This window comes from Haloarcula quadrata (assembly GCF_003634715.1).
Taxonomy (GTDB): Archaea; Halobacteriota; Halobacteria; order Halobacteriales; family Haloarculaceae; genus Haloarcula; species Haloarcula marismortui.
In genome coordinates this window covers 1,727,589-1,754,053 of the sequence record NZ_RBWW01000001.1, presented here as the reverse complement: position 1 = coordinate 1,754,053, position 26,465 = coordinate 1,727,589, and the positions used below count along the sequence as shown (strand labels likewise).

At 62.2% G+C, this 26,465-nt stretch carries 31 protein-coding genes; 18 read left to right on the top strand and 13 right to left on the bottom strand.

Features of this window, described 5'->3' with window-relative positions; genetic code table 11:
* Positions 1-14 precede the first annotated feature (14 nt).
* Together BDK61_RS09015 and BDK61_RS09010 are read left to right on the top strand one after the other, a co-directional pair.
* On the top strand, positions 15-1,049 hold the full coding sequence (locus BDK61_RS09015; RefSeq protein ID WP_004961528.1) for a phosphate signaling complex PhoU family protein: 1,035 nt from the start codon (positions 15-17) through the stop codon (positions 1,047-1,049).
* A gap of 143 nt (positions 1,050-1,192) precedes the next feature.
* Entirely contained in the window at positions 1,193-1,423 is a 231-nt protein-coding gene (locus tag BDK61_RS09010; RefSeq protein ID WP_011223253.1) for a HalOD1 output domain-containing protein, read from the top strand.
* A gap of 19 nt (positions 1,424-1,442) precedes the next feature.
* On the opposite strand, the gene BDK61_RS09005 is transcribed toward BDK61_RS09010, so the two are convergent.
* Genes BDK61_RS09005 through BDK61_RS23355 form a run of 3 tightly spaced genes read right to left on the bottom strand, consistent with a single transcriptional unit; the run spans position 1,443 to position 3,266 of the window.
* Positions 1,443-1,877 (bottom strand): hypothetical protein, encoded by a 435-nt coding sequence (locus tag BDK61_RS09005; RefSeq protein ID WP_121303046.1) that lies wholly within the window; start codon positions 1,875-1,877, stop codon positions 1,443-1,445.
* The gene (locus tag BDK61_RS09000; protein ID WP_121303045.1) at positions 1,852-3,126 is read right to left on the bottom strand and encodes an RNA-guided endonuclease TnpB family protein; all 1,275 of its coding nucleotides are present in this window, start codon (positions 3,124-3,126) and stop codon (positions 1,852-1,854) included. Before BDK61_RS09000 ends, BDK61_RS09005 begins: the two co-directional genes overlap by 26 nt.
* Positions 3,123-3,266, bottom strand: coding sequence for a hypothetical protein (locus BDK61_RS23355; protein ID WP_167467369.1), 144 nt, complete (start codon positions 3,264-3,266; stop codon positions 3,123-3,125). Before BDK61_RS23355 ends, BDK61_RS09000 begins: the two co-directional genes overlap by 4 nt.
* 95 nt (positions 3,267-3,361) lie before the next feature.
* Here BDK61_RS23355 and tnpA point away from each other — a divergent pair, with 95 nt between their 5' ends.
* Positions 3,362-3,760, top strand: a complete 399-nt coding sequence (gene tnpA / locus BDK61_RS08995) for an IS200/IS605-like element ISHma7 family transposase (RefSeq protein WP_121303044.1) — start codon at positions 3,362-3,364, stop codon at positions 3,758-3,760.
* A gap of 71 nt (positions 3,761-3,831) precedes the next feature.
* Here tnpA and BDK61_RS08990 read toward each other — a convergent pair whose 3' ends face one another.
* Positions 3,832-4,644, bottom strand: a complete 813-nt coding sequence (locus BDK61_RS08990; RefSeq protein ID WP_244209746.1) for an LEA type 2 family protein — start codon at positions 4,642-4,644, stop codon at positions 3,832-3,834.
* Positions 4,645-4,731: 87 nt separating this feature from the next.
* Between BDK61_RS08990 and BDK61_RS08985 the strand changes: the two genes are divergently transcribed.
* The 5 genes from BDK61_RS08985 (at position 4,732) to BDK61_RS08965 (ending at position 7,657) form a co-directional block, all read left to right on the top strand.
* Positions 4,732-4,962, top strand: a complete 231-nt coding sequence (locus tag BDK61_RS08985; protein ID WP_011223248.1) for a DUF7525 family protein — start codon at positions 4,732-4,734, stop codon at positions 4,960-4,962.
* A 63-nt stretch (positions 4,963-5,025) separates the two neighbouring features.
* Complete coding sequence (locus tag BDK61_RS08980; protein WP_004592831.1) at positions 5,026-5,253, top strand: DUF7123 family protein; 228 nt, start codon at positions 5,026-5,028, stop codon at positions 5,251-5,253.
* Between the two features lie 65 nt (positions 5,254-5,318).
* Positions 5,319-5,750 carry an SRPBCC family protein gene (locus BDK61_RS08975; protein ID WP_004961545.1) on the top strand — a complete coding sequence of 144 codons (432 nt, stop codon included), beginning with the start codon at positions 5,319-5,321 and terminating at the stop codon, positions 5,748-5,750.
* Positions 5,747-6,565 (top strand): carbon-nitrogen family hydrolase, encoded by an 819-nt coding sequence (locus tag BDK61_RS08970; protein ID WP_121303043.1) that lies wholly within the window; start codon positions 5,747-5,749, stop codon positions 6,563-6,565. Before BDK61_RS08975 ends, BDK61_RS08970 begins: the two co-directional genes overlap by 4 nt.
* A gap of 78 nt (positions 6,566-6,643) precedes the next feature.
* Positions 6,644-7,657: a DUF4349 domain-containing protein gene (locus BDK61_RS08965; protein ID WP_121303042.1), complete on the top strand. Its 1,014-nt coding sequence runs from the start codon at positions 6,644-6,646 to the stop codon at positions 7,655-7,657.
* A gap of 264 nt (positions 7,658-7,921) precedes the next feature.
* On the opposite strand, the gene BDK61_RS08960 is transcribed toward BDK61_RS08965, so the two are convergent.
* Positions 7,922-10,039 (bottom strand): CDC48 family AAA ATPase, encoded by a 2,118-nt coding sequence (locus BDK61_RS08960; protein WP_121303041.1) that lies wholly within the window; start codon positions 10,037-10,039, stop codon positions 7,922-7,924.
* Positions 10,040-10,124: 85 nt separating this feature from the next.
* Here BDK61_RS08960 and BDK61_RS24170 point away from each other — a divergent pair, with 85 nt between their 5' ends.
* Positions 10,125-10,259, top strand: coding sequence for a DUF7128 family protein (locus tag BDK61_RS24170; protein ID WP_004961558.1), 135 nt, complete (start codon positions 10,125-10,127; stop codon positions 10,257-10,259).
* A gap of 39 nt (positions 10,260-10,298) precedes the next feature.
* Here BDK61_RS24170 and BDK61_RS08955 read toward each other — a convergent pair whose 3' ends face one another.
* On the bottom strand, positions 10,299-10,724 hold the full coding sequence (locus BDK61_RS08955; RefSeq protein WP_011223244.1) for a DUF5796 family protein: 426 nt from the start codon (positions 10,722-10,724) through the stop codon (positions 10,299-10,301).
* Positions 10,725-10,844: 120 nt separating this feature from the next.
* Between BDK61_RS08955 and BDK61_RS08950 the strand changes: the two genes are divergently transcribed.
* Both BDK61_RS08950 and BDK61_RS08945 read left to right on the top strand, forming a co-directional pair.
* A complete protein-coding gene (locus BDK61_RS08950) occupies positions 10,845-12,389 on the top strand; it encodes an alkaline phosphatase family protein (RefSeq protein ID WP_121303040.1) in 1,545 nt (514 codons plus the stop codon).
* Between the two features lie 75 nt (positions 12,390-12,464).
* Positions 12,465-12,995, top strand: a complete 531-nt coding sequence (locus tag BDK61_RS08945) for an Rrf2 family transcriptional regulator (RefSeq protein ID WP_121303039.1) — start codon at positions 12,465-12,467, stop codon at positions 12,993-12,995.
* A gap of 36 nt (positions 12,996-13,031) precedes the next feature.
* On the opposite strand, the gene BDK61_RS08940 is transcribed toward BDK61_RS08945, so the two are convergent.
* Entirely contained in the window at positions 13,032-13,982 is a 951-nt protein-coding gene (locus BDK61_RS08940; RefSeq protein ID WP_004961571.1) for a zinc-dependent metalloprotease, read from the bottom strand.
* Between the two features lie 94 nt (positions 13,983-14,076).
* The gene (locus BDK61_RS08935; protein ID WP_004961574.1) at positions 14,077-14,361 is read right to left on the bottom strand and encodes a hypothetical protein; all 285 of its coding nucleotides are present in this window, start codon (positions 14,359-14,361) and stop codon (positions 14,077-14,079) included.
* A gap of 114 nt (positions 14,362-14,475) precedes the next feature.
* Between BDK61_RS08935 and BDK61_RS08930 the strand changes: the two genes are divergently transcribed.
* From BDK61_RS08930 to BDK61_RS08910, 5 genes are all read left to right on the top strand, one after another.
* Positions 14,476-15,534: a M20/M25/M40 family metallo-hydrolase gene (locus BDK61_RS08930; protein ID WP_007190422.1), complete on the top strand. Its 1,059-nt coding sequence runs from the start codon at positions 14,476-14,478 to the stop codon at positions 15,532-15,534.
* Positions 15,535-15,605: 71 nt separating this feature from the next.
* Entirely contained in the window at positions 15,606-15,788 is a 183-nt protein-coding gene (locus BDK61_RS08925; RefSeq protein ID WP_004517917.1) for an LSM domain-containing protein, read from the top strand.
* On the top strand, positions 15,785-15,958 hold the full coding sequence (locus tag BDK61_RS08920; protein WP_004517916.1) for a 50S ribosomal protein L37e: 174 nt from the start codon (positions 15,785-15,787) through the stop codon (positions 15,956-15,958). The genes BDK61_RS08925 and BDK61_RS08920 overlap by 4 nt, the downstream gene beginning before the upstream one ends.
* Positions 15,959-15,972: 14 nt before the next feature.
* Positions 15,973-17,415: an amidophosphoribosyltransferase gene (gene purF, locus BDK61_RS08915; protein ID WP_121303038.1), complete on the top strand. Its 1,443-nt coding sequence runs from the start codon at positions 15,973-15,975 to the stop codon at positions 17,413-17,415.
* Positions 17,416-17,476: 61 nt separating this feature from the next.
* Entirely contained in the window at positions 17,477-18,037 is a 561-nt protein-coding gene (locus BDK61_RS08910; RefSeq protein ID WP_121303037.1) for a GNAT family N-acetyltransferase, read from the top strand.
* Positions 18,038-18,040: 3 nt separating this feature from the next.
* On the opposite strand, the gene BDK61_RS08905 is transcribed toward BDK61_RS08910, so the two are convergent.
* Positions 18,041-18,601 carry a DUF420 domain-containing protein gene (locus BDK61_RS08905; RefSeq protein ID WP_004961586.1) on the bottom strand — a complete coding sequence of 187 codons (561 nt, stop codon included), beginning with the start codon at positions 18,599-18,601 and terminating at the stop codon, positions 18,041-18,043.
* Between the two features lie 60 nt (positions 18,602-18,661).
* Positions 18,662-20,197, bottom strand: coding sequence for an ATP-binding response regulator (locus tag BDK61_RS08900; RefSeq protein ID WP_121303036.1), 1,536 nt, complete (start codon positions 20,195-20,197; stop codon positions 18,662-18,664).
* 131 nt (positions 20,198-20,328) lie between these two features.
* Here BDK61_RS08900 and BDK61_RS08895 point away from each other — a divergent pair, with 131 nt between their 5' ends.
* The gene (locus tag BDK61_RS08895) at positions 20,329-21,081 is read left to right on the top strand and encodes a TrmB family transcriptional regulator sugar-binding domain-containing protein (protein WP_121303035.1); all 753 of its coding nucleotides are present in this window, start codon (positions 20,329-20,331) and stop codon (positions 21,079-21,081) included.
* A 54-nt stretch (positions 21,082-21,135) separates the two neighbouring features.
* Here BDK61_RS08895 and BDK61_RS08890 read toward each other — a convergent pair whose 3' ends face one another.
* Entirely contained in the window at positions 21,136-23,409 is a 2,274-nt protein-coding gene (locus BDK61_RS08890; protein ID WP_121303034.1) for a CDC48 family AAA ATPase, read from the bottom strand.
* Positions 23,410-23,412: 3 nt separating this feature from the next.
* Complete coding sequence (locus BDK61_RS08885; RefSeq protein WP_121303033.1) at positions 23,413-23,652, bottom strand: DUF7127 family protein; 240 nt, start codon at positions 23,650-23,652, stop codon at positions 23,413-23,415.
* A gap of 147 nt (positions 23,653-23,799) precedes the next feature.
* Here BDK61_RS08885 and BDK61_RS08880 point away from each other — a divergent pair, with 147 nt between their 5' ends.
* Positions 23,800-24,576: an alpha/beta fold hydrolase gene (locus tag BDK61_RS08880; RefSeq protein WP_121303032.1), complete on the top strand. Its 777-nt coding sequence runs from the start codon at positions 23,800-23,802 to the stop codon at positions 24,574-24,576.
* Positions 24,577-24,647: 71 nt separating this feature from the next.
* On the opposite strand, the gene BDK61_RS08875 is transcribed toward BDK61_RS08880, so the two are convergent.
* Positions 24,648-26,378 carry a histidine kinase N-terminal 7TM domain-containing protein gene (locus tag BDK61_RS08875; protein ID WP_121303031.1) on the bottom strand — a complete coding sequence of 577 codons (1,731 nt, stop codon included), beginning with the start codon at positions 26,376-26,378 and terminating at the stop codon, positions 24,648-24,650.
* Between the last annotated feature and the right edge of the window lie 87 nt (positions 26,379-26,465).

Here is a 26,465-nt window from a genome sequence, read left to right as displayed (position 1 = left end):
CCCACAAAGGACATATGGAAACCCGGAAAGTCCAGCGATTGGGACCGTCGACACTCGCGATGACGTTGCCGGCGGAGTGGGCCAGTGCGCACGATGTCGAGAAAGGCGACGAAGTGTCACTGCGGATGGGCGGCAAAGGCACGCTGACAGTCATGCCCGAGTCCGTCCAGACCGAGGAATCAGAGGCTATCATCCACGCGGAGAATCTCGATGCCGCGTCCGTCGAGCGGGCTATCGTCGCCCAGTACGTGCTCGGCCGGCGCGTCATCCACGTCGAAGCCCCAGAAGGCGAGACGCTAGAATCGTCCCACATCAACGCCGTCTACAACGCCGAAACCCAGCTGATGGGCCTCGGCGTCATCGAGGAGACGCCCGACCGGATTGCGATTCGTTGCTCTGTCGACCCGGAGGACTTCACACTCAACAACCTCCTCGAACGGCTGGAATCCACCGGCTCGACGATGCGCAATGAAGCGGTGAAGTCCCTCGCCCACGGCAACCCCGACCTCGCGCAGCGGGCGCTCAACCGTGAGCGACAGGCCAACAAGATATTCGTCCTCCTGCTACGGCTCATCTTCACGGCCTACCAGAACCCCAACCTTGCGCGGGCCATCGGCCTCAACGACGGCTTCCCGCTCATCGGCTATCGGTCGATTGCGAAGAACCTCGAACTGACGGCGGACAACGCCGAGGACATCGCCGAGATCGCCCTGGAGACCGAGGACCACTCGCTCAACGTCGACAGCTCCACGATGCGCCGCATCCGCGAGTTTACCGACCAGGTCAACGACATCACCGAGCTGGCGGTGCAGGCGGCTGTCGACCGTAACTACGACACCGCGATTCAGGTCCGAGAACTGTACAAGGATATCGGCGACAAGGAACACGAAATCCTCGACGACCTGCCGGAGATGGACAACGAGGCGCTACTGGAAGTGCGTGAAGTGCTTGTCAGCCTCCAGCAGACCGCCGAGTTCGCGGTCCGGAGCGCAGAGATCGCGACGAACCTCGCGCTCAACGAGGAGTCCGAGCACACGACAATCGAGTGAGGCGGCTCCCGCTGCCCGCAGTTGCGGTTCGCAGCGACAGTCCTGTTTTCCGACTCTACCACGTAATTTGGCAGTTTCACTACCACGATCGGTTGCTGTGAAAAACACCTGCACCTTTCATCGGACGTCGTGAACGGTCCAGTATGAAGCGGCCTGTCGATCCATCGACACCCGTTCATATCGCCGTCAAAGAGACCATCGCGGCACTTGAGGACTGCCACCCTACACAACTTGGGAGCCTTGAGATGGTCGTTGACGGTGAACGACTGGACGCGGTGCTGGATGCCCCGTCAGAGGAGTTACCGATGCTGTTCCAGTACTGTGGCTATACGGTATCAGTCGATGACACGGGGACACTCTGTGTCGAGAACTGAGGGAGCAGACTACTATCGGCTACCCGAGGAGGCCGCCATCGTCTGTCTCGGTTTCAGTCGGCGTGGCCGTCTCCGTCGGGGTCGCTGTGGGTGTCTCGGTCGTCGTCGTGGTTTCCGTTTCCGTCTCTCCGTCGTCGAGCAGGCCGTCATCCGTCTCTGTGTCCCCACCGTCCAGTAATCCGCCGTCTGTTTCGGTTTCCGCGGGTGTTGGGGTTGCAGTCGCGCTGTCGGCTGTCGAACGGTCGGACCCATTGCTGGAGTCGTCAGCAGTCCCATCACCGGTCGGGTGCTGCGCCTTGGTGCCGAAGATATCTGTCTCTATCTCCTGCTGGTAGTCAATAGAGTCTAGGTCAACTCTGAACTGCTCGTTGTCGCCCTCGAGCACGAGGTGAACCGCCTCGGGGTCAAGCCCCGAGGCTTCCCGTGGTTTAGTCGGACACTCCCATCCGACCATCGGCCTGATAGCCTCGAACGGTCGGTTGGGTCACGGTCGGGGCGTCCACGGCCCCCGATGCCCGCCGTCGCACCTTCCGAACAACGGGAAGGCTGTTGAGAGCAGGCACATTCCAATCGAGTTTCTTCACGCCTTTCACGGCAATGTTGACGCTTGCACCACGGTCGCTGTGGTCTTGATGCCCACAGTCCCAACAATTGAACCGTTTCTTGTTACGGTTCGCACGTTCCGTGTGTCCGCACATCGGACACCGTTGGCTCGTGTACTCGGGGTTAATCCACGCAGTCGGGATACCCTCGAACGACGCCTTGTACGACGTATAGAACTGGAGGGCGCGGAACGGAAGGTGGTGCAAGCGTCGGTTCATCCGCGTGCCGTAGTCGATACTGTCGCGCATCTCTTTGAGGTCTTCAAAGACGATGCACGGCTTCTCGAACTGACGACTCCACTCCACGATGTGTCGAGACACCTTGTGGAGTCGGTCACGGACGAACCGTTCCTCACGCCCTTCCAGCGTGTCGTGGATGCTGTCTTTCCCCGCGTTCTGGACGCGCTTCCGCATCGTGAAGTAGCGGTGGCGCTCGAACTTGATTTCGGGGAAGTCAATAACCAACGAGTCCTCAATGCCATCCTCGGAGAGAGCGGTGAGAGCCACGTTGTCTTCGTTCACGTCCACACCGACGACCGTCCGCGAGTCCTGCTTGTCTCGAACGGTCTGTTCGGTGTTGGTGACGTTGACGTGCAACTCAGCGTCGTCGTTGTGGAACAGGGCTTCCGCCGTCCCAATCTTCCACTCATCGCTTTCGAGAGCGGTCTTGAGAACGTTGAGGTGGGCGTCGTCACCTTCGAGGACGCCCGTGACGTGCTTGTACGGCTTCGCGCTGATGCGAAACGCCACGTCACCGTCGTCGGTGATCGACAGGTTGTACCCTTCCTCGTAGTTTCCTCGAAGCGGGTACGCACCGTCTTTAGTGTGGCTCGGTTGGCCGAAGTCGTCGTACTCGTAGTAGTTCTCCATCGCGCCGAGTGCTTTGGCGACGACGCGCTGTGTCGTGTTTTTCACGAGGTTGGCGTCGTCGGCTACACGGTCGGGAATCGCGTCCCAGTCGACGCCTTGCTTGGCGAGACGGATGGTTTCGTTGTACACCGACCGCGCTTCGCGGGTGGCGTCGTACAGCAGGCTCTCGTTGTCACTCTGGATGTCGAGTTGGAAGTCCAGCGTCTTGACGAGAGCCTGTGAGTCGGTCATTCTTGCTCGTTGGGTTGGACGTGACGGTAGTGGAGGAGGAGCGTGCGGAGTACGCTGTCGAAACTCGTGTGGTCCTCCTCGTCCTTGAGTTCGTCAAGGTCGTCGTACACGGTGTCGGATACCTTGAGTTGTTTCGTCACGTCTACCACTTGTTCTTCCACAATTAAAAGTTTACTTGTGGTAGTCTGTGAGTCACTTCAAAGAATACTTTCGATTGGTCGTTGTATTGGTATGTATGGGCGAGAAGCGGTCGAACCACACGGTGTACAACATTAACTACCACTTCGTGTGGTGTCCGAAGTACCGCCACACCATTCTCGAACCAATCAAGGATTCGCTGGAAGCGAGTTTCCGTGCCATGTGCGACGAGTACGGCTACGAGATACTGTCGCTCCACATCTCACCCGACCACGTACACCTGTTCCTGTCAGCCCACCCGAAGCATGCGCCGAGCGAGATTGTGCGAACGGTCAAGAGCATCACGGCGCGGGAGATGTGGGAACAGTACGAGTCGTACTTGGAGGAGTATCTGTGGGGAGGTGGGTTCTGGGAGGAATCGTACTACGTGGGGACGGCGGGTGATGTTTCGACCGACACGATTGAGCAGTATATCGAGCGAACGGAACACGTTTAACGGGGCTTACGGCCTTCACCCTCGGGGTCAAGCCCCGAGGCACTCGGCCTGCTCCGCCTGTAGAGGTCTGTCTATTGATTTCGCTGGAGATGGGTCACCCACCAGCGGTCTAGATTCTCGTTCTGGATAGCGGTGTTCGCTTCGAGCGTCGTCTCCTCACCGGGGCTGAGGACGTAGCCACGATCCGTCTCGCCCTCGCCAACGGTCACGTCGTTCATCTGGATAGTGTAGCCGACTTTGGTGATTGTGTAAGGGTACGGCTTTGGGTTGTACACGTCGAAGGCAAGGTTCAGTGGTGTCTCGGACTGTGTGAGATTCCTCTGGTCCCACGCGCCGCGGGTCTCGTTGATGTAGAGGACGGGGTCCGACACGAGCGGCTGGTCTGCCTCAACGGGCCGCGTCTCGGTGGAGTTGAACTGGCTGAGGAGGTCCGTCTCGATAGTTCGTTCCTGACTGAAGGACACTGACTGTCCGCCGAGCATCGAGGACGTGACGGTGGCGTCGATACCTACTGTCGTCGTCTCGCCGTTGTCGATGTGAGTGACCCACCACGGCGGGATACGGTCGTTTTGCATGTCGGTGGTGAACTGTAGCGTCGAGTTGCCGGTGCCGAGACCGATGCCCTGCCTGTCGCCCTGTGCCATCTCTACGCCGTTCATTGAGACCGTGTAATTGAGTCCGACGCCGCCCAGCTGGACGCCGACCGGGTTGGGATTGGTCACGGTCAGGTCCGTCGCCACGGTAGTCGTCTGGTTCGAGACACCTGCGAAGTGATTGTCCACCGACGCGACACTGGGCGTGCCCAGGACGCCGAGTGCGACGCTGCCCCCCGCGACAGCAGCGACTGCGACAACCAGCACGCCAACTATTTTCAACCGACCCATAGTTGCACATCCATCTCCAATGGGGAGGTATATGTCCTGTGGCTCCAGCCCGAATGAACTAAGTGGGCAACACCGAAAGCGTCATACATGAGTTCCAAGGCGTCCAAAAGCGACATGGGGACGGGCCTGGCCCTGCTGTTCGGGCTCGTCTCTGTCGGCGCGGCCGTGGTCACAGCAACAAACAGCTATAACTACGCGATTCTGCACGCACAGGAACTTGAGACGGGGAACCTGCTCGTGACATCTGGCGGCGCGTTCGGGCTTGCGATGCTGGCCGCGGCCGTGGCAATCGTGGCGATCCACGCCTACGACGCCTGATACTGGTATCAGCCGCAAGACTGTGAAGGGAACCGTTAAAAACGCAGAGACCGTATCTCTTGTATGGCCGATTACAGCGAGGAAGACCGACGCATTCTCGAATATCTCCGGGACAGCGTCTCGCGTGGAGAGAGCTACTTCCGCGCGAAGAACATCGCTGAGCAACTCGGCCTCTCTTCGAAGCAAGTGGGAGCGCGGCTGCCACGCTTAGCTGAAGAGGCCGACGAAGTCGAAATCGAGAAGTGGGGCCGAGCGCGGTCGACGACGTGGCGCGTCACGCCGACCGGATAGCCCGTCGGGTTTTACGCACTGTGACAATCGGTGGATTCATCGGCCAGTAGTCCTCAGTACCTTCCATGACTGTCCGGGTCGAACGAACGATGACTGTGCCGGCCACACCGGAACGTGTCTGGGAATTCATCACCGACCCGGATAAACGGGCCCGGCCGATTAGTGTGGTCACTGACTGGGAAATCATCGACGACACACACGCAAACTGGTCGATTGAGCTCCCAATTCCGGTGGTCAGTCAGACAATGACGGTAAAAACTGAGGACGTCGAACAGCGCCGCCCGGAGTACGCCCGCTTTATCGGTCGCTCGAAGGTGATGACCGTCCAGGGCGAGCACGAACTCGAAGAGACGGCCGACGGCGGGACGAAACTGACGAACCGGTTCATCGTCGACGGCAAACTCCCCGGCGTCGAGCGGTTTTTCAAGCGGAACCTCGACGATGAGATGCAAAACCTCGAACAGGCGCTGCGGGACGACCTCGAAGTCGAAGTATGAGGCTCACGCTTGCCCAGACAGACGTATCGTCGGATTCGGTGACCGAGAACGTCAGTCGCGCGACGACCGCCATCAGGGACGCGGCCGCGGAGGGCGCGGATCTCGTCGTGCTCCCGGAACTGTTCAACATCGGGTACTTCGCCTTCGACCGCTACGCTCGCGAGGCGGAGGGACTGAACGGCGAGACGCTCAGCCAGATTCGCAGCGTCGCCGCGGACCACGACGTGGCGGTGCTGGCCGGCAGCGTCGTCGAGGACCTCGCGGCCAGCGCTGACAGCGGGTTCGACGTGCCCGCGGATGAGGGGCTGGCCAATACTGCTGTATTCTTCGACCGCGACGGGGAACGTCGGGCGGTGTACCGGAAACACCATTTGTTCGGCTACGACTCTGCGGAATCCCAGTTACTGGAGCCGGGTGAGACGGTTCCGACTGTCGACTTCGAGGAATTCACCATCGGAGTCACCACCTGCTATGACCTCCGGTTCCCCGAGCTGTATCGCCACCTCGTCGACGAAGGTGTGACGCTGACGCTCGTGCCCAGTGCGTGGCCGTATCCGCGCGTCGAACACTGGAAACTGTTCGGTCGCGCCCGTGCCGTCGAGAACCAACTGTACGTCGCCGCGGCGAACGGCGTCGGACAGTTCGAGGAGGCGGAACTGCTGGGGCGGTCGACGGTGTACGACCCGTGGGGGACGACACTGGCCAGCGCTGACGACCACCCGGCGCTGGTGACTGCCACCCTCGACCCGGCGCGCGTCGACCAGGTCCGCGAGGAGTTCCCGGCGCTTGCTGACCGCCGGACGGACTGGCCGTAACTGCAGTCGCTGTTTAACAAAAAGCGGTTTTTGAGCGTTCGCCGTCATTATACTGCTCTCAGAACGAGTCCGTCCCGTATGGCTTCCCGAATCAGGGTCCTTGCTGTCGTCGGTCTCCTCTTGCTGGCCGGCTGTACCGGCATGGGCGGAAGTGGCGATGCGGGCGAGGCACAGGGCGGCGGCGATGGCGCACAGATGTCCAGCGGCGGCGACGGGTCGAGTCAGCCCGTCGAAGCGGATTCCAAGGCGAGCGCTGGCGATAGCGAAAACATTCAGGCCGGCGACGCGGCGGCCGACCGGGCAATCATTCGCAACGGACGGATGGTGGTCGAAGTGGAGAACTACTCCGCGACAGCCAATGCAATCGCCGCTCGCGCTCGCACGTCCGGCGGATACGTGAGCGACTCGAACCGCGAACTCCACCGTGACGACGGCGAGACGTGGTACACCGGCTACATCGTCGTCAGAGTGCCAAGCGAGGAGTACGAGCCGACGCAGTCGATGGTGAGCAAGCAGGGAACGGTCCGCTCCGAGGAAACAACGACGAAAGACGTGACCGACAAACTGGTCGACCTCGAAGCGCGATTGACCAACCTCCGGGAGCGCCGCGACCGACTGCGGACCTTCTACGAACAGGCCAACAGCACGGCGGAACTGCTCCGCATCGAGGAAGAACTGTCGTCGGTCCAGAGCGACATCGAACGCCTCGAAGCACAGAAGCGCTCGCTCGAACAGCGGGTCGCCTATTCGACGCTGCGCGTCGAGATCCATGAGCCAGCGCCCGAGCCGTCGGCCCAGCAAGTGCCGTACCACGAGCAGTCGCTTGTCGCTGCGTTCCTCTCGTCAGTGACCGACGTGTACGTGTTCACTCGTGGGCTGCTGGTGACCGCCGCGAGTCTCGCGCCGTGGCTCGTCGTCCTCGCCGTCCCAGTCGTCGGCGGCCGCCGACTCCTCCGCGGTCGGTCGCTCCCGGTGCTGGGCCGACGTGGCACGTCTGAATCGGCCATAGAAGACGGCGACGACGGCAGTAGCGACCCACAGCAGGAACCAACTCCCGAACCGACTGATGAGTCGCCCGACGACGACGCGTAGCCGGAACCCGACACCGGGCCTTTTTTGCGTGTGCACTCGCTACGAGTACCTGCCGGCAAGGCGCTTTTCACGTCGATGCCGGCGCTAACGCCCGTCTCGCTGCTCGGCCACTCGGCGTCGCTCGTCCGCCAAGGCTGTCCGGACAGCCTTTTCACTCCTCTCCCGGAGTCGACCCTTTCGCCTCTCCTCGCCTTTCGGATACTACCGACGAAGCGCTCCCGCTCAGCGGATAGTCCGACCAAGATTCCCAGCGAGCCACGCGAGCTACCGCGTGCGTTCCCGTTCAAGCGCTTCGCTGAAGTGTGCTGGTGTGATCTCCACTTCCTCAGCGTTCTCGGTGGCTTCTTCTGGTCCGTAGGCGGACGCGACCTCCCGGATAGCCAGCATTGACGCTTCGCGGACGACGGCCTCCAGCTCTGCGCCAGAGAAGCCGTCGGTCTTTTCGGCAAGGTCCTCGATATCGGTGTCAGCGGCGAGTGGCTTCCCGGCGGTGTGGACGGCGAGAATCTCCTCGCGGGCGTCACGGTCGGGGTTCGGGACCTCGACGTGCTGTTCGAGGCGACCCGGTCGCAGGAGCGCATCGTCGATCATGTCCCGGCGGTTAGTCGCAGCCAGCACGACCAGATTGGGGTTCTCGGTGATGCCGTCGAGTTCAGCGAGTAGCTGGGAGACGACGCGCTCGGTGACTTCGTTGCCCTGACCGCGGTGGCTGGCGATGGCGTCTATCTCGTCGAGGAAGATGATGCTCGGCGCGGTCTGGCGGGCGCGTTCGAACAGTTCCCGGACCGCTTCCTCGCTCTCGCCGACGTAGCGGTCCATGATTTCGGGGCCGGCGACGTGGATGAAGTTCACGTCGCTCTCGCCGGCGACGGCCCGAGCGAGCAGGGTTTTGCCGGTCCCCGGCGGGCCATACAGTAGAATGCCGCTTGGCGGGTCGGTGTTGGTCGCGGTGAACAGTTCACCGTACGACAGCGGCCACTCGATGGTCTCGGTCAGCGTCTGCTTGACCTCGGCCAGCCCGCCCACATCGTCGAAGGTCGCCGTCGGCGACTCGGCGACGTACTCCCGCATCGCACTGGGGTCGACCGTTGCAAGCGCGGTCTCGAAGTCGTCCTGATGGACATCGCCATCATCGCGGTCGGTCCGGAGCGCGGCCATCGCGGCCTCAGTAGTCAGTGATGCGAGGTCAGCCCCGACGAAGCCGTGGGTCTGTGCGGCGATCCGGTCCAGATCCACGTCGTCGTGCAGCGGCATGTCCCGCGTGTGGACGTCCATAATCTCGCGGCGACCGTGCTCGCCGGGGACGCCGATTTCAATCTCGCGGTCGAAGCGGCCACCGCGGCGCAGCGCCGGGTCGATGGCGTCGACGCGGTTCGTCGCGCCAATGACGACGACGCGGCCCCGGTCTTCGAGGCCGTCCATCAGCGTAAGCAACTGGGCGACGACCCGGTTCTCCATGTCGGCGTCCTCGTCCCGGGAGCCGGCGATTGAGTCGATCTCGTCGACGAAGAGGATGGCCGGCGCGTTCGCTTCGGCTTTCTCGAAGGCCTCGCGGAGCCGTTCCTCGCTTTCGCCCTTGTATTTCGAGACGATTTCGGGACCCGAGATGGTGTCGAAGTAGGCGTCGACCTCGTTGGCAACGGCGCGGGCGATGAGGGTCTTCCCCGTCCCGGGCGGGCCGTGCAGCAGGACCCCGCTTGGCGGGTCGATACCCAGACGGCGGAACTCCTCGGGCTCCGAGAGCGGCATCTCTATCATCTCGCGGATGCGGTCCAGTTCCTCGTCGAGGCCGCCGATGTCCTCGTAGCTCACCCCGGACTCTGTTTCGGCGGTCGGCGTGTTCGTTGTTGTTGCCTCGTCGGATGACGACTGGCCCGCGCTGCTGCCGCCGTCGAGTCCCGGCAGCACGGTCACCGCTGTCGCGTCGGTAACCCGGACCGGCCCCGACGGAGACGTTTTGCGGACGAGGAAGGTCCCCAATCCATCGATGTGCGTCCGTTCGTCGGCCTGAATAATCTGGTCGACGAGACGCTTCCTGACCAGACTCTCATAGTCCTCGCTCCCCGGCATCGGTTCAACCGGCTGGACGGCGATTTCGGTGGCCTCTGAGACCGACCCGCTTGTTACTGTGACAGTGTCGCCGATGTTGACGCCGGCGTTCGCCCGAGTGTCCGAATCGATACGGACAAACGAGCCGTCATCGTCAGCCGGCCAGACTTTCACGACAGTCATGTCATCCCCGTCGATGATGACGGGCGACCCGCTCAGCACGCCCAATTCAGTCCGTGCGGACTCCGGCAGTCGTGCGATACCGCGCCCGGCGTCGCGCTTGTTCGCACCCTCGACGGTGAGTTCGACACCGGCCTCAGTGGACCCGCTCATGCCGCCTTCTTGCAATCCGACTCCCTTGAGGGTTCCCGTTGTGTTGCGGGAAAATAATATACGGACGGCAATTCGAGGTTCTGATATGGTTGTCCAAACTGAGCGAGACGAGGTCATGTGGTACAAGTGCGAGACCTGTGGCCTGATGTTCGACGACCAGAACGACGCGCGCCAGCACGAGGAGAACTGTGACGACGAAGACCCGTCCTACATCCAGTAACGGTCCTCGCCCCGCAGTCGCGCCTGTCCCACCGTAGTCTCACCCCTCGACGATTTCGTAGCTCCGCTCGCCGAGTTCGTCCTCCTCGAAGACGAACACCCGGCCGTTCGTCACGTCGTAGTCCACCTCGACCGCCGTCCGCATCTGATTATCCCGGACCGTAACCCCCGGGAACAGTTCGTCCTCCTCACCGTCGTCGAGAATGACCCGTCCGACGCCCGTTTCTTCGAGAATGTCGTCGTGCGTCCGGAGGTCGTTGACGTACACGAGGATACCTGACGTCTCTGTCTTGTCGGTAATCAGGACGTGTGTGTCTTTTCCCGGCGCAGTTTGGATACTCCCCTCGACCGTCGTTGGGACGCCGTGATAGAACGCCTGGCGGCCGTCGAGGTACTCCACGACGACGCCGTCCTCGGTTAACTCGACCGAGACGGTGTCCGGTGCGATGTCCGACCGGTTGCTCATACCAGCCCTTCCGGCGGCGCGCTCAAAAGTGACGCGTTGTCGGTTTGGTCGGGTGGTCGTGTTGCACTCCCATAGACAGGGTGCGAAAGGGACTAGTGACTCCCCTGTCTCCGTCTCACCATGACGAAGACCCTCGTCGTCGGACTTGACGGAGCGAGCTGGGAACTGCTCGACCCGTGGATCGAGGCCGGCGAGCTCCCGAACCTGGCCGCGCTGCGGGACACCGGCACCTGGGCGGGGACGCGGAGCTGTCTGCCGCCAGTCACGTTCCCGAACTGGAAGTGTTACTCCTCGGGTAAGGACCCCGGCGGGTTCGGCGTCTTCTGGTTCGAGAACGTCGACCTCGCCGCGGGCGAGATCAACGTGATGAACGGCGGCGACTACGACACCGCCGAGCTGTGGGACTACCTCAACGACGAGGGGCAGTCGGCTGGCGTCGTCAATATGCCGACGATGTACCCCCCGCGGGACATCGACGACCTCGTGGTTGCCGGCGGCCCGGACGCCGTTGAAGGGGAGTACCGCTCGATCAGTTCCGGCTACACCTCGCCGCCGGAGCTGGCCGAGGAACTCGAATCGCGGTTCGACTACAGCGTCCACCCGGACCCGCTGCTGTCCTCGAACGACGAGCGCGGCGCGGAGGTCGAGGCCATTCTGGACCTGCTAGAGAAGCGCTTTGAGGTCGCGACGACGCTACTGGACGAGCGGGACCTCGATTTCGTCCATGTGACGCTGTTCTATCTGAACGTCCTGCATCACTTCTTCTGGGACGACGAGCCGAGCCTGCGCGCGTGGCAGCTCGTCGACGAGTGGGTCGGCCGACTCGACGACCGCGAGGACCTGAACCTCGTCCTGATGTCCGACCACGGCTGTGACGCCACCCAGACGGAGTTCTACATCAACGAGTGGCTGGCCGAGAACGGCTACCAGGTCCGGGACACGAGCGTCGACGCCGTGCTCACCCGAATCGGGCTCGACCGAGAGAACCTGCTCGCGGTCGCAAAGCGGGCTGGACTGGTCGACACACTTGCCCGCGTCGTCCCCGAGTCTATCCAGCAACTCGTCCCGCAACGCGACGGCGTCAAACGGGACCGAAAGCTCGAAGCTATCGACCTGGAACAGACGAAGGTCGTCGCCAGCGGGCAGGGGCCGGTGTACATCAATCCCCGATTCGACGTGGAATCGGTCCGTGAGTCGCTGATTGCCGACCTCAGCGAGGTCGAAGACGAGCACGGGCCGCTGTTCACTGACGTGTACAGAGGCGAGGACGTGTACAACGGCCCCTATGTCGACGCCGGTCCAGAGGTCGTTGTCGACCAGCGCCCAGGTGTCCACGTCAACGACGGCATCGGCGGCGGGACCATCCAGAGCGGCCCCGACCGCTGGGCGGCCGAGAACACACCCTACGGCATTTTCGCCGCCAGCGGGCCGGACTTCGAGCCACAGGGCGAACTCGACAGAATCAGCATTCTCGATATCGCGCCAACGGTGCTGGCCGCCCACGGCTGTGCTATCCCGACTGATATGCGCGGCGAAGTGCTCCCGGTGTTCCCTGAGGACCCCGCCATCGGCGAACGTGACCCGCTCAGTATCGAGGACGCCCTTGGAAGCGATGACGGCGACGCAGTCGAGGACCGCCTGAAGCAACTGGGATACATGGAGTAGCCACCTCCGTGAGAGCGACTGGCGGTGAATGAGTGAACCCAATGGGATAAGTAGCCGCTCCCGATACACTCCGGTATGGTTAGCATCGATCTGAACAACAGCCAGCGAACGATGCTTACGACGCTGGTAAACAGGTATCAACAGACCGGTGAGGCGGTTACCGGCGAGACAATCGCGGAGGAGATCGACCGGAACCCCGGAACGGTACGGAACCAGATGCAGAGTCTGACCTCGCTGGGACTTGTCGAAGGTATTCCCGGCCCGACGGGTGGCTACAAGCCGACGTCCGAGGCATTCGACGCAATCGACCGCCAGCAGATAGACGAGGCAGAGAGCGTCGTCGTCGCCCACGACTACGACCGGGTCGACGTCACCGTCGAGGAAATTAATTTCACGAACGTTCACGACCCGGAGAAGTGCCGCGCCCGGTTCCACCTCCAGAGTTCGGTGCAGGATTTCAGTGAGGGACAGGCCGTCATTCTCGGCCCGACGCCAATATCGAAGCTCGTCGTCGCCGGGACAGTTGTCGCTGTCGACGAATCGAACAGCGAAATCCTCCTCGAGGTCGCGAAAATAGAAGGGCCTGTAGAAGAACCGGAAAAATAACCGTTCCGTGCGACCACGCAGCGTGCTGTAGCGCTTTCAGGGATCGACGCGGTCGATCCACAGCGTCGGCGTCTCTATCTCGTCTTCGGTGGGGAGGGTGTCCGGCGAATCCCAGACGCGTCCGGCCGCAGCGACGCCGCGGGCGTCGGCGACCGTGTCGAAGAACGCCTTCCCGCGTTCGTACTGCTGGCGTTTCATTCCGAGGCCGAGCAGTCGGCGCATGAGCGACGCGATGGGGCCACGTCCCTGTCGGCGCTCGTCGACTTTCCGCCGCAGGTCGTCGTACTCGTCGTCGAAGGCACGGTCCATCAGCAGTTCCGCGTACCCTTCGACGGCAGTCATCGTCGTATCGAGTTCGCCAAGCGTTGTGCGGTCGATGTTGCCGTCGGTGAGGTTGTCGATGGCGTCCTCCATCGCTGTTTCGAGGTGGTCAGACAGCCACGGGGCTGCACCGAACTCCGCCGCGTGCGTGACTTCGTGGAAGGCGATCCAGCGGCGGAAGCGGTCCCGTTCGACGTTCAACTGGTCGGCGACCCGGTTGATGTTGGGGCGCACGAAGTACAGCGCGTGGGCGTCGTTGTCCGCGAGCAAGACGGGGTCGTACTGGCCCAGAACGTTGTTTCCAAGAAACGACAGCGCAACGGCCATCGATCCGGTGTTGACGACGCGGGCGATGCCGGGCATATACTCGGCCTGCTGTTCTATCGGCTCCATCACGCGGCTGAACGTGGCGACGTTGGCGTCGATCCAGTGATGCCGGTTCTGGATTTCGACGGTTTCGGGAAGATCAAAGGCAAGTTCGCCGACCTCCCGGACGCGATCCCGCGCGTCCCGAACGTCGGTCGCGTAGCCGTCGCGTTCGGGCGTCTCGACGGTGAGGTCACCCGTGTCCGTGGCACCCTTCGCGGCGTCGGCGACAGCACTCCAGTCGATGGGGCCGTCGCCGGTCGCGCTGGCGACAGCCTGAACGCTGTGGTATAATCCCATACGTCTGAAATGTGGCGGGACAAAATAGGCCTTCTCCCTGTGAAAACGACCACTAGCGTTCGGTTCGTTGCTCGCTGTGGCACGAGACGTGGCCCTACAGCGCTTCGTCGCTGTCGTCATCAGCGGCAGACCCGCCGAAATACAGGCGCAGAACGAGCGCGACAACTGCGACGACACCGAGCACCGCGAGCGCGATGCGACCGATGCTGGGGCCACTGCCGCCTTCTGCGTCCGTTTCGTCGCTCGCTTTTTCCGTCTGGGACCGCGACCACCGCGATTTGCGCTCCGATTCGTCGTCATCGTCAGCAGCGCTGAATGGGGCGTTCGCAGTGAACTCCGCGCCGTCGAGATGCAGTTCGAGGAAGGTGAATTCTGCCATACTGACAGTTCGATACCGCGACTCTTAGCCGTGGCGGTACCGGGACCACGCTGGGATGGTCGTAGACCATCTGCCGTCCGTTGATTTCATCACCACGGGGCGATTATGCCCCATATGGACACACGACGACGAGAGTTCCTTGAATCGCTGCTGACAACGCCCGGCCCGTCTGGATACGAGGCCGACAGCCAGCGGGTGTGGCTCGACTACGTCAGTGAGTTCGCCGACGAGGTCCGAACGGACGACTACGGGAACGCTGTCGCGAAGGTCGAGGGCGGCGACACGACCGTTGCGCTTGCGGGCCACGGCGACGAAATCGGGTTCATCGTTCGGGACTTCACGGACGACGGCTTCGTCAAACTGGGCCGCATCGGCGGCTCTGACAAGACCGTCTCACGCGGGCAACACGTCACTATTCACACGGCTGACGGTCCCGTTTCGGGTGTCGTGGGACAGACTGCGATTCACCTCCGGGATTCGGACGACGATTCAGTCCCCGAAATCTCCGAACAGCACGTCGACGTTGGGGCAGTGGACGGTGACGAGGTAGAATCGCTCGTCGACCGCGGCGACCCGGTGACATTCGTCCAGACGCTGAGTGAACTGGAGAACGGCCGCCTCGCTGCACGGGGGATGGACAACCGTATCGGCATCTGGGCGGCCGCTGAGGGACTCCGCCGCGCAGCAGAGTCAGATGCGGACGCAACGGTGTACGCTGTTTCGACGGTGCAGGAGGAAGTCGGCGTACAGGGTGCGAAGATGGTCGGATTCGACCTCGCGCCCGATGTCGCCATCGCAGCGGACGTGACGCACGCAACGGACGCACCGGGCTCGCCGGGCAAAGCCGCGACGGGTGTGGAACTCGGCGAGGGACCGGTCGTTGCCCGCGGGAGCGCGAACCATCCGGTCGCCGTCGATGCGCTTCGAGAAACGAGCGACGCCGAGGACATTGACATCCAGTTACAGGCGACCGGTATCCGGACCGGGACCGACGCGGACGCTTTCTACACCTCCCGCGGTGGGATTCCGTCAGTCAACGTCGGCCTGCCGAACCGCTATATGCACACGCCGGTCGAGGTTATCGACCCCGACGACCTCGACGCGCTCGCAGACCTGCTGGCTGGCTTCGCCGTCCGAGCGGCCGAGCAAGCGCCCTTTAGCGTTGACGTGTAGGATATCTGAACGCTCTCGCGCGCCATCAGACAAACGGTACGTTTAAGCGGCCATCACTATCCAAACCGTACATGAGTGGACGACCGCTAGATGTACTCGAAGCGTCCCTCGGTGAGACAGTCACCGTACAGCTGAAGGGTGGCGAACTGTTCGAGGGGGAACTCACTGGCTACGACCAACACATGAACCTCGTCGTCGAGGATGAAGACACAACGATTATACGCGGCGATAACGTCGTCTCAATTACTCCATGACTGGCGCAGGAACTCCGAGTCAGGGCAAGAAAAACACCACGACGCACACGAAGTGTCGACGGTGTGGTGAAAAGTCGTATCACACGAAAAAGAAGGTCTGCTCGTCGTGCGGTTTCGGCAAGTCGGCCAAGCGGCGTGACTACGAGTGGCAGTCGAAAGCAGGCGAATAACACACTCAACACAAATGCACGAGAAGTGCGGCGTTGTTGGCATCTCTTTGGAGGACCGTGACGCCGCCCGACCGCTTTACTACTCCTTGTACGCGCTCCAGCACCGCGGCCAGGAATCGGCCGGCATCGTCACCCACGACGGGTTCCAGCAGTACAGCCACGTCGAAATGGGACTCGTCGGTGACGCATTCGACCCCGGCGACCTGGAGGCGCTCAACGGCTCGAACGGGATCGGCCACGTCCGATACCCGACTGCCGGGAGCGTCAACGCCTGCTGTGCCCAGCCGTTCTCCGTCTCGTTCAAGTCGGGGTCGCTGGGACTGTCCCACAACGGGAACCTCGTCAACGCTGACGAGATCGGCGACGAACTGGCTGACCTCGGCCACGCCTTTACGTCCGATGGCGACACCGAGGTCATCGCCCACGACCTCGCGCGTAATCTCCTCGAGGAGGATCTGGTTCGGGCTGTCAAGCGGACGATGAACCGCATCCACGGGTCGTACTCTTTGACCATCATGCACGACGAGACGGTCCTCGGCGTGCGCGACCCGCAGGGGAACCGGCCGCTGTGTATCGGCGAACTCGAGGACGGCTACGTCCTCGCCTCCGAATCAGCCGCCATCGATACGCTCGACGGCGAACTGATCCGGGACGTCAAGCCCGGCGAACTCGTCGTCCTGCACGCCGACGGCACCGGCTACGACACCTATCAGCTCGTCGAACCGGAGAACACGGCCAATTGCTTCTTCGAACACGTCTACTTCGCGCGACCGGACTCGACCATCGACGAGAACCTCGTCTACGAGGTCCGGCGCGAACTCGGTCGGAAACTCTGGGAGGAGTCCGGCGTCGAGTCGGACGTGGTGTTGCCGGTGCCCGACTCCGGGCGTGCGTTCGCCTCCGGATACGCTGAGGCCGCACAGGACGACGGCTCGGACATCGAGTTCGCCGAAGGGCTGATGAAAAACCGGTACGTTGGCCGTACGTTCATCATGCCGACGCAAGACGAACGCGAGCGGGCTGTCCGACTGAAGCTCAACCCCATCAAGTCCACAATCGAGGGCAAAAGCGTCACCATCATCGACGACTCTATCGTCCGCGGGACCACCTCGACGCAACTGATTCAGTTGCTGAAAGACGCCGGGGCCGAGGAGGTCCACGTCCGCATCGGCGCGCCGCCCATCGTCGCCCCGTGCTACATGGGCATCGACATGGCCTCCCGTGATGAACTCATCGCCGGGAACCAGTCCGTCGAGGAAATCCGTGAGGAAATCGAGGCGGACTCGCTGTCGTATCTCTCTATCGATGCCATCGCGGAAACGCTGGACAAGAGCCGGACTGACCTCTGTCTCGGCTGTGTCACCGGCGAATACCCCTACGACATTGATGGCGAGGCGACGGACCGCGACGTGGCCCGCCCGGACATTGGCACGCAGTCGCGCCCAGCTGACGACTAAGGCGGCTGTGAGCGGCCACAAGGGCATCACGTTTTTACTGCCTCCGGGTGAGCGTCCAGCCATGCCTGGTCCCGCGTTTCTCGAAACCGAGCGGACAGCCCTCCGGTCACCAGACCGCGACGACCTCGACTGGATACGGCAGGTGTTCCACCACGAACAGGTCTGGGGGCTGGGGACGTACGCGAAACCCTCAACGGCCGACCAACTGGAGACGTTCTATGAGGAGACACTTTCCAATGAGGACTCGGTTCATCTGCTGGTCTGTGTCGACCCGGCCGGGAGTCTCGGACGGGTCGAGGACCGAACCGAACCGGTCGGGCTCGTCGCCATGACTGACCACGACCCGGAGCGGGGCACAGCCGAACTGGGCTACTGGCTCGACCCGGACGCCTGGGGCGAGGGGTACGCCACTGAGGCGGCGGGTAGACTGGTCCGGTACGGCTTCGACCAGCGGGCGCTCCGGAAGTGGTCGGCAAAGATTGTGGGCGGGAACGACCGCTCCGTCGCGGTGGTCGAACGGCTTGGATTCACGAAGGAAGGGACACACCGCGAGGAGTGGTATCTCGACGGCGCGTGGCGTGACATGTTGTGGTTTGGGTTGCTCCGAACGGAGCGCGAGTAATCCTTACCAGACCAGATACAGCATCGCGTACACAACGATACCCATCGAGAAGGAGATGAGCCACAGGCTTGCGGCCAGCTTTCCGGCTCGCGGATGGTTTGTCGATGGCAGTTCCGAGACGGGGTATGTGTAAGCCAGCAGCAGGACGTAGTACACCGCCGGGATGGCGATGATGGCGAGCAAGATGTGGACCGCGAGAAACGGCAGGTAGAAGTAGGTCTCGACGACCGACGGGCCGGTGAAGTCCGTCGGCCCGACAAGCGTTATCCGGTAGAGGTACAGCACGAGAAACAGGGCGAACAGGCCAAACGAGGAGAGCATCAGTTTCCGGTGTCGAGCGATGTTTCCGCGGCGGATGGCCCGGACACCGCCGATGATTGTTCCGATAGCGAGAGCGCTGACTACGGCGTTGGCGTGGGGGATGGCCCCGAGAACGCTCGCGGGCGCAGCGGGGAGAGCCGACTGGGGAATGGCCCCGAGAACGGCCCCGAACACGAGCGCAAGCGACACGACCGTCAACAGGCCAGTGAGTGCTGGCACGCGATACCGAGCCTGAAGATCCATACCACAACTCCGGACTGAATCCAGAATACGGTTTCGAGTCGCGTACGGCGAGGCGGGGTCCTACGTGGTTTTCGCTGACGGCCGCTGGACACCGGTTACGTCCAGACGGACCCGTCCCGTCGATTCGTTGGAGAGGGTGATTTCCCATCCGTGACCGTGTGCGATTTCCCGGATAACAGCGAGATGGAGCCCGACTCCTTCATCAGTGGAGGCGTAGTAGAGTTCAAACGGCCCCTCGTTTCCCGCCTCCAACGGAGGGCCGTCGTGTTCGAGGGCGAACCCATCGGCCGTGTCCGTGATCGTTACCTTCCCGGTGTCGGCCTGGTCCGTGGCGAGCCGAAAGAAGTTCTCTGCGAGCTGACACAGCCGGGTGCTATCGGCCAATATCGTCTCAGTACAGTCGATTTCGATGGTCGACCCATCGGTGTCGACCGTCGTCCAGGCGTCCCCCATCACGTCGGAGAGCGCGACCGGCTCGACAGTGTACTGTCTGCCGCCCTGTCGCGCGATTTCCATGAGATCGTCGATGAGGAACGAAATACGGGTGTGGCTGCGCTGGATGGCGTCAAACTCTTCGGCGGCGTGTTCAGCGGCGAGGAGTTCGACCCGTCCCATCGCTGCCTGAAGCGGGTTCCGGAGTTCGTGTGAGATGATCTGTGCGAGCTCTCGGAGCCGCTCTTTCTGTCGTTCCAGTTCTGTCGTCCGCTGCTGGAGCGCGTCTTTCGTCTGGCTCGCGTCGATAGCCAGCGCGATATTGTGGCCGACCTCCCGGAACGTGTCCTGTTCTTCCATATCGAAGATATCGACACGGTCGGCGTACACTCCGAGGACACCGTACGACGTCCCATCGTACACCAGTGGCACAGCGAGCACGCGGACGCAGTCCGTCTCCAGTGCGTCTGTGTCGTCCGCGAGCGTTGCTGGGTCGATGTCTGCAACGACAAGTCTGTCCTCCGAGTCGGCGCGACGCAACGGCTCCGGCACGGCGATGGAAACGCGGTCTCGCTGTGAGCCCAGCGCTCGAACGACCGGCCTGTCGTGCTGACAGGTCACCGTACAGGCTTCGCTGTACCTGGCCGTGCCCGCCAGAACTGCTGTGACATCGCGTTCGATATCCATCCGTGACTGTGAGCGGACGAGCGCTTGATTAACCAGCCGGACGGCCTCGTTGAGCTGTTTTCGCTTGTTTGCCCGTTGACGGGCCGGGCTGGACGCGACGGCGGCGTCGACCTGTGCCAGAAGCCGCTGGTGGGCGTCTGCCACGGTGTTCGGAACGTACCCGAACACGTCGCGGCCATATGCCTCACGAGCGATGTCTCCGTTCGTCACCTCAGCAAAAAGGACGACTGGAAGTTCGGGATGGCTTTCCCGCAGTCGTTCGATAACCGTTAGCCCACCGAGGTACTGTGTTCCGTCCAAGTTCTCCACTTCGCAGTTCGTGACGACACAATCCGTGTCGTACTCGCCGAGCGCACACTCCAGTTCACGAACACCGTCGAACTCATGGACGGTGAGACCGCTGTCTCGAAGCATCGAAATCGCGGCCCTGTCCTGGCTCGGACTACGGACGAACAGGACGGTGGGCTGTGACTTCATCACCCGTCCGAAGAGACACACACATAAAGAAGTTACACCACGACCATCCCTACTGGTGACACTTCCACCGTCTCAGCGACGGTATCGCCCAATTCAGGGGACGATTTATACTCGTGGCAGTGTACCCTCTGATGATGGCACAACCGGGGATGGAGATTCATCGGACTCAGTCGGCAGTCCTCGATGCGATACGATCACTTATCGACAGTGCCGAGGAGAGTCTCACGGTTGCTGTGCCGATATCCGCCCTCTCGGAGCTTGTGCCGCAACTCAGTGCCGCTATCGAGCGAGATGTGTTGGTGTTGTTACTGGTCCATGGCGATGAGACAGTACCGACGCCCGCGTACGAGGATATCGCAACAGCGGTCAGGACAATCGAGAGCAACATCACCCCGTTGCTCGTGACCGCCGACACTCAGCGTGGACTCACTGGGCATTCTGGAATGCTGACTGACTCGATAGCAGAATATCAGGCAACCAAGTTCGATAACAAGAACCTCGCGCACGACCAGTTCACGATGTTTCTCGGTAGCCACTGGCTGATGGGGACGGAACGCTACGTCGCCGACGTGTGTGAGTTCCCGCGGACGTTCTCTGCCTTTCAGTTCGCGGTGCTCATGTCGGCGCTGGCGCTTCGCGCGGGGACGCCGATCACTGCTCGCGCCCGGGTACTCTCGACTGCGGACCGAACTGAAACAACGATATCGGGGCCGGTCATAAACGCCCGGCAGAGTCTCGTCTATCCCGCATCGAGCACGAACCCGGCCGAACGGTCACTCACCATCGAGACCGAGGACGGACCAGTCACTGTCGGCGGGTCCGGTGCCACGAAGGAAGCCTATGAGTGTCGGGAAATCACGATAGACAGGGTTGCAGACGAATAACGCAGCCAGCAAACCGCTCTATTACGCAAAAATCGGCGTCAGTGCCGACCGTCGCTACTGGAAGGTGCGACTGGCCGTGCTTTCGTCGGTCACGCCGGGTTCAGCCCGGTCGAAGCGCTGTTCGATCTCGTCGTAGCGCTCGCGGGTCTCCTCGGTGACGCTGGGGCCGACTTCGGAGAGCGCGTGCTCGAAGTGGTCCATCGTCACGCGGACGTTGCTGACACTGTCGCCGATATCCTCGGGGTCCACACTGTTGATGAACTCCCGGGTCGCGGCCATCGACGCCTCGCGGGCGACCGCTTCGATGTCCGCGCCGACGTAGCCGTCCGTTCGGCTGGCCAGGTCGTCGAGGTCGACGCCGTCGGCCAGCGGCTTGTCGCGGGTGTGGACCTGGAAGATAGCGTGCCGGGCCTCCTCGTCCGGGACGGGCACGTGAACGTGCCTGTCGAGTCGGCCGGGGCGCAGGAGCGCGTCGTCGATGAGGTCCGGACGGTTCGTGGTCGCGACGACCACGACGTTCTCCATGTCCTCGATGCCGTCCAGTTCCGTCAGGAGCTGGGAGACGACGCGTTCGCCGACGCCGGAATCGGTCGTCCCGCCGCCACGTTCGCCGGCGATGGAGTCGATTTCGTCGAAGAACACCACAGTCGGGGCGTTCTCGCGGGCCTTGCTGAACACTTCGCGGACGCCCTTCTCGGACTCACCCACGAACTTGTTCAGGAGTTCCGGCCCTTTCACGGAGATGAAGTTGGACTGGGCCTCGTTGGCGACGGCCTTCGCCAGCAGCGTCTTCCCCGTGCCGGGCGGGCCGTACATCAGCACGCCCTTTGCGGCTTCGAGGTCCATCGACTCGAACACGTCTTCGTACTCCAGCGGCCACTGGATGGTCTCCCGGAGCCGCTCCTTGGTGTCTTCGAGCCCACCGACGGAGTCCCAGGTGACGTCCGGGACTTCGACGAAGACCTCCCGGAGCGCGGAGGGCTCGATGCCCTTCATCGCCTCGCGGAAGTCTTTATCGCTGATTTCCAGGCGTTCGAGCACCTCGGCGTCGATTTCGTCGGATTCGAGGTCGAGTTCGGGACGGATGCGCCGCAGGGCGTTCATCGCGCTCTCTTTCGTGAGGGTCGCGAGGTCAGCGCCGACGAAGCCGTGGGTGTTCTCGGCGTAGTTCTCGATGTTGATCTCCTCGGAGAGTGGCATCCCGCGGGTGTGGACCTGCAGGATCTCCTTGCGGCCCTTCTTGTCCGGGACGCCGATTTCGATCTCGCGGTCGAAGCGGCCGCCACGGCGCAGCGCCGGGTCGATGTCATCGACGCGGTTCGTCGCGCCGATGACGATGACCTGTCCGCGCTCTTCGAGCCCGTCCATCAGGCTGAGCAACTGGGCGACGACGCGGCGCTCCACGTCGCCCTGGGTCTCGCCACGTTTCGGGGCGATGGAGTCGATCTCGTCGATGAAGACGATAGCGGGGGCGTTCTCCTCGGCCTCTTCGAAGACCTCACGGAGTTGCTCCTCGCTCTCGCCGTAGTACTTCGACATGATCTCCGGCCCGGAGATGGTGGTGAAGTACGCGTCGATTTCGTTGGCGACGGCCTTGGCCATCAGCGTCTTCCCCGTGCCGGGCGGGCCGTGCAGGAGAACGCCTTTCGGCGGTTCGATACCGAGCTGCTGGAACAGTTCGGGGTGACGCATCGGCAACTCGATCATCTCGCGGACCTGTTCGAGTTCGCGGTCGAGCCCGCCGATGTCCTCGTAGGTCACGTCGGGAGTGTCGCTCGCTTCAGGTGCGCCCTCGCCGCTGTGGACCTGCTCGGCGGGCATCTCGCTGACCTGGATGTCCGTGGAGTCGGTCACGACGACCGTGCCGGAGGGCTCGGTCTCTGCGATCTTCAGCGGGATCTTCTGGCCGGACATCGAGGAAAGCGGTCCGAGGCCGAAGCTAACGGGAACCGTCTGGCCCTGTGTGACGGCCTGGCCGCTGAGGTTGTTGCGGATCATCGGACCGACGTTGCCCCGGACCCGAAGGTTCTGGGGCAGCGCGACAGTGACCGAGGTCGCGGGGTTGACGTCGGCCTTCTCGATGTTGACGGGGTCGTCGATACCGACGTTAGCTTCCTGGCGGAGCTGCCCGTCGATACGGACGATGCCGTTCCCTTCGTCCTCGGGGTAACCGGGCCACACCCGGGCGACTGCACGGCTGTCCTGTTTCCCTTCGAGAACGATGTAGTCGCCGTTCTCGAGTTCGAGTTCGTCCATCGCGGCGCGGTCGATAGCCGCGAGGCCTCGGCCAGCGTCTTTCTGTTTGAGTGGTTTAACAGTGAGTCTCATCAGTTATCTCTCCCCGTCTGACAGTTCGATAGTGAGAACCCCGTGGTTGATAAACGCTCGTGCGTCGTCAGCGGGGATGTCCTGTTCGTACTGGTGGCCGTCAGCGACGACGATGACGGTCCCATCGACCACATCGACACTCGCATCGGCGGCAGGTCCCACGTCCGCCGCGAACACGACGCTGTCGTCGTACTCGAATCGGCGGAGGGGCGTCTCGTCGAACAACTGCTGTTCTGAAGTCATGCTAACCCAAAGTAAGTGCTATAAGTATATAACCTCATCGCCGAAATACGCCGTACGGCAGAAAAATGAGGAGAGTTGCTTGAATGCGGTTCACACCTCATCTGAGCGCGCCAACCTTTTATCCACACCGCTTCCGAACGGTGTCGCATGGAACAGGTCGATCATGACGGGCGAGTCACGGCGTACAGACAGACACAGCCTGCGGCATCGGGGTCGACGGCGCTGTATGTCCACGGCAGCGGGGCGACACACCGCGTGTGGGGTCACCAATACGTGCCATCTGGACCGGCTCACCCCGCCGTCGCACTGGACCTGTCAGGGCACGGTGACTCCGACGATATCGACACCGAGGCTGGGACCCCGACGCTCGACGCCTACGCGGACGACGTGGTCGCTGTGGGGCGGGAGACAGACGCGGACGTGCTGATCGGGAACTCGCTTGGCGGGGCCGTCGCCCAGTGGGTCGCACTGGAGCGGGACTGGACGCCCGAGGCGATAGTGTTGCTTGGAACCGGCCCTGAACTCCCGGTGTTCGAAGGGCTGCAGGAATGGCTCGCAGACGACTGGGACCGCGCCGTCGAGTTCCTGCACGAACGGGACCGCCTGTTCCACGACACCGGCCACGAGGCCGCGTCTCGCTCCCGCGAGCAGATGGCGGCGGTCGGGCAGGCGGTAACCCGCCGCGACTTCATGACGTGTCACGGTTTCGACGTGCGCGAGCGACTGGGCGAGATTGACGTGCCCGTGCTGGCCGTCTGCGGCGAACACGACAAACTGACTCCGCGCGCGTATCACGAGACACTGGCTCACGAGATCCCCGACGGAGAGGTGTCGTTTGTCCCCGACGCTGCCCATCTGGCGATGGTCGAACAGGCCGAGACGTTCAACGACCTCCTGAAGGAGTTCATCAAGGACGCGGTCTGAGCGGTTTGAGATATACTGAAGCGGCGCTATTGAGACACACAACTACTGACTGGAGGGGGCGACAGTGGCGGTCACGGCTTCGGCTGTTCTGCTGAAGCAGATGGCAGGCGAATAGTGATGACCGAACCTCGTGGCGTATTCTCGGCAAACGTGATGGTTCCGCCGGAGGTAGTGATAGTCCAGTAGGCGATCCAGAGACCCAGCCCGTTGCTGTGCTTGAGAGCCGTTTCTGTCCCCGTTTCGATCACCTCCTGCTCTCGGTCAGGGAGTCCGGGACCGTTATCAGCGACCGTAACCGTAACGTCCCCGTCATCTGTGGGTCCCATAACCGTCACCGATACCTCTGGGACCGACTGGTCGTTGTGTTCGGCCGCATTTTCCAGAACGTTCCTCAGCGCGGAGTCGATCAAATCTACGGCGGATACCTCCGCCCGGTCCGGCCGTTCGACGCGAAACTCCACGTCTGGATACGTCCGTTCGAGGTCAGCTATTACGTCTGCAACGACAGCGCTGAGATCGACGGTCGTAGTTTCGACTGCGCCGTCCCCGACGAACCGCTCAAGGTCGCGAGCCCGCTCGCTTAATGTGACAATATCCTCTCCTTTCCGTTTGATTCGCTTCAGTTGTGGCTGGGCTTGCTGTGATTTGAGGAGGTTCTCAGTGGTCCCCAGAATGACCTGCATATCGTTACGGATGTCGTGGCGGAGGACGCGGTTGACGACCTCTAGGCGCTGGCGCTGGCGCTCGATGCGTTGTTCACGTTGTTTGCGCTCGGTTACATCAGTGAGTGTAATCAGTTGTCCCGTGACTGTGCCGTAGCCACGATGCAGCGGTGTCTGTCGTACTTCGTATGCTCGCTCTTCGCCATTCACAGGCACGGTAATTTCGGCACGGTCTGGGATGTCGTCGGTTGGCGAGTCACGGAGCTCAATCAAACCGGGGAGCACATCCTCAAGTGGCCGGCCGATCCACGCTGCCCCCGGTGTCCCGATAATGGCTTTCGCCTGTGGATTGAGATCGATGACAACGTCGCGTTCGTCGACGACGATGACAGCCTCTTTCATCGACGCGACGATCTCGTCCCGGGCGATCTCTCGGGCTGCAGGAATGACTTGAAGCAGTTGCCGACGAAAAACAGCGCCCCCCAGAAGGACGCCACTGAACACGAATCCGATCTTGGTCAGGTCAAATACGCTCGAGACGCCGGTAAGGTAGAGAATGTTTCCTCCCCACGGGAGGAGTGCTGCCAGGCTGAGTCCGATCGCCTGGGTACGGTAGACGCGTCCTGAGAACAGTGCCAGCTTCAGCATGAGGCCGGTCCCCACAGCCATCACGACGTACGCGTATGCGGTCCATGCCCAGAACGCGGGGCCCCGCTCCGTCACTGAAACGAGGAGCGAGCCCTGGAAAGCCAACTCCATCGAGGACCAGAACCACCCGTGGTATTGGTTTGTCCACACGAGCAAGATCATCAGGACAGGCCCGAGGAGTATGCCCGCCAGCTCTTTGCGGGTCGGAAGGCGAGTCTGACCCGTGTACTGGATGGCGAACAGGAGCCACGCGACGGGAACAGCCCCAATTGCGGGATACATGAGCTTGAGTGCGAGGCGCTTCGTTGCAAGGTCGGTCGCCCCGAGTTCAATCACAGACATCACCGACCACCAGGCGATGGCAACCATCAAAAAAACGAGAGAGCGAGACCCCGTGCAGTCGCGATAGTACACGCCAACACCAGCGATAAGAAGCGAAACTGCGGCGGAGAGAAGAGGGGTATATAGGTACCAAGAGAACTGGAATTCCATTCCTGCTGTTGAACTCTGTACCACATATGTATGGGATTAACAGACTTTAAACCACCAGATATACCGATCAAGATCGAGAGTTGTACG

What these genes read in the sequence shown, in the direction of transcription:
- BDK61_RS09015 (WP_004961528.1), top strand. Translation starts at nt 15, where the DNA reads ATGGAAACCCGGAAAGTCCAGCGATTGGGACCGTCGACACTCGCGATG.
- BDK61_RS09010 (WP_011223253.1), top strand. Translation starts at nt 1,193, where the DNA reads ATGAAGCGGCCTGTCGATCCATCGACACCCGTTCATATCGCCGTCAAA.
- BDK61_RS09005 (WP_121303046.1), bottom strand. Translation starts at nt 1,877, where the DNA reads ATGGTCGGATGGGAGTGTCCGACTAAACCACGGGAAGCCTCGGGGCTT.
- BDK61_RS09000 (WP_121303045.1), bottom strand. Translation starts at nt 3,126, where the DNA reads ATGACCGACTCACAGGCTCTCGTCAAGACGCTGGACTTCCAACTCGAC.
- tnpA (WP_121303044.1), top strand. Translation starts at nt 3,362, where the DNA reads ATGGGCGAGAAGCGGTCGAACCACACGGTGTACAACATTAACTACCAC.
- BDK61_RS08990 (WP_244209746.1), bottom strand. Translation starts at nt 4,644, where the DNA reads ATGGGTCGGTTGAAAATAGTTGGCGTGCTGGTTGTCGCAGTCGCTGCT.
- BDK61_RS08985 (WP_011223248.1), top strand. Translation starts at nt 4,732, where the DNA reads ATGAGTTCCAAGGCGTCCAAAAGCGACATGGGGACGGGCCTGGCCCTG.
- BDK61_RS08980 (WP_004592831.1), top strand. Translation starts at nt 5,026, where the DNA reads ATGGCCGATTACAGCGAGGAAGACCGACGCATTCTCGAATATCTCCGG.
- BDK61_RS08975 (WP_004961545.1), top strand. Translation starts at nt 5,319, where the DNA reads ATGACTGTCCGGGTCGAACGAACGATGACTGTGCCGGCCACACCGGAA.
- BDK61_RS08970 (WP_121303043.1), top strand. Translation starts at nt 5,747, where the DNA reads ATGAGGCTCACGCTTGCCCAGACAGACGTATCGTCGGATTCGGTGACC.
- BDK61_RS08965 (WP_121303042.1), top strand. Translation starts at nt 6,644, where the DNA reads ATGGCTTCCCGAATCAGGGTCCTTGCTGTCGTCGGTCTCCTCTTGCTG.
- BDK61_RS08960 (WP_121303041.1), bottom strand. Translation starts at nt 10,039, where the DNA reads ATGAGCGGGTCCACTGAGGCCGGTGTCGAACTCACCGTCGAGGGTGCG.
- BDK61_RS24170 (WP_004961558.1), top strand. Translation starts at nt 10,125, where the DNA reads ATGGTTGTCCAAACTGAGCGAGACGAGGTCATGTGGTACAAGTGCGAG.
- BDK61_RS08955 (WP_011223244.1), bottom strand. Translation starts at nt 10,724, where the DNA reads ATGAGCAACCGGTCGGACATCGCACCGGACACCGTCTCGGTCGAGTTA.
- BDK61_RS08950 (WP_121303040.1), top strand. Translation starts at nt 10,845, where the DNA reads ATGACGAAGACCCTCGTCGTCGGACTTGACGGAGCGAGCTGGGAACTG.
- BDK61_RS08945 (WP_121303039.1), top strand. Translation starts at nt 12,465, where the DNA reads ATGGTTAGCATCGATCTGAACAACAGCCAGCGAACGATGCTTACGACG.
- BDK61_RS08940 (WP_004961571.1), bottom strand. Translation starts at nt 13,982, where the DNA reads ATGGGATTATACCACAGCGTTCAGGCTGTCGCCAGCGCGACCGGCGAC.
- BDK61_RS08935 (WP_004961574.1), bottom strand. Translation starts at nt 14,361, where the DNA reads ATGGCAGAATTCACCTTCCTCGAACTGCATCTCGACGGCGCGGAGTTC.
- BDK61_RS08930 (WP_007190422.1), top strand. Translation starts at nt 14,476, where the DNA reads ATGGACACACGACGACGAGAGTTCCTTGAATCGCTGCTGACAACGCCC.
- BDK61_RS08925 (WP_004517917.1), top strand. Translation starts at nt 15,606, where the DNA reads ATGAGTGGACGACCGCTAGATGTACTCGAAGCGTCCCTCGGTGAGACA.
- BDK61_RS08920 (WP_004517916.1), top strand. Translation starts at nt 15,785, where the DNA reads ATGACTGGCGCAGGAACTCCGAGTCAGGGCAAGAAAAACACCACGACG.
- purF (WP_121303038.1), top strand. Translation starts at nt 15,973, where the DNA reads ATGCACGAGAAGTGCGGCGTTGTTGGCATCTCTTTGGAGGACCGTGAC.
- BDK61_RS08910 (WP_121303037.1), top strand. Translation starts at nt 17,477, where the DNA reads ATGCCTGGTCCCGCGTTTCTCGAAACCGAGCGGACAGCCCTCCGGTCA.
- BDK61_RS08905 (WP_004961586.1), bottom strand. Translation starts at nt 18,601, where the DNA reads ATGGATCTTCAGGCTCGGTATCGCGTGCCAGCACTCACTGGCCTGTTG.
- BDK61_RS08900 (WP_121303036.1), bottom strand. Translation starts at nt 20,197, where the DNA reads ATGAAGTCACAGCCCACCGTCCTGTTCGTCCGTAGTCCGAGCCAGGAC.
- BDK61_RS08895 (WP_121303035.1), top strand. Translation starts at nt 20,329, where the DNA reads ATGATGGCACAACCGGGGATGGAGATTCATCGGACTCAGTCGGCAGTC.
- BDK61_RS08890 (WP_121303034.1), bottom strand. Translation starts at nt 23,409, where the DNA reads ATGAGACTCACTGTTAAACCACTCAAACAGAAAGACGCTGGCCGAGGC.
- BDK61_RS08885 (WP_121303033.1), bottom strand. Translation starts at nt 23,652, where the DNA reads ATGACTTCAGAACAGCAGTTGTTCGACGAGACGCCCCTCCGCCGATTC.
- BDK61_RS08880 (WP_121303032.1), top strand. Translation starts at nt 23,800, where the DNA reads ATGGAACAGGTCGATCATGACGGGCGAGTCACGGCGTACAGACAGACA.
- BDK61_RS08875 (WP_121303031.1), bottom strand. Translation starts at nt 26,378, where the DNA reads ATGGAATTCCAGTTCTCTTGGTACCTATATACCCCTCTTCTCTCCGCC.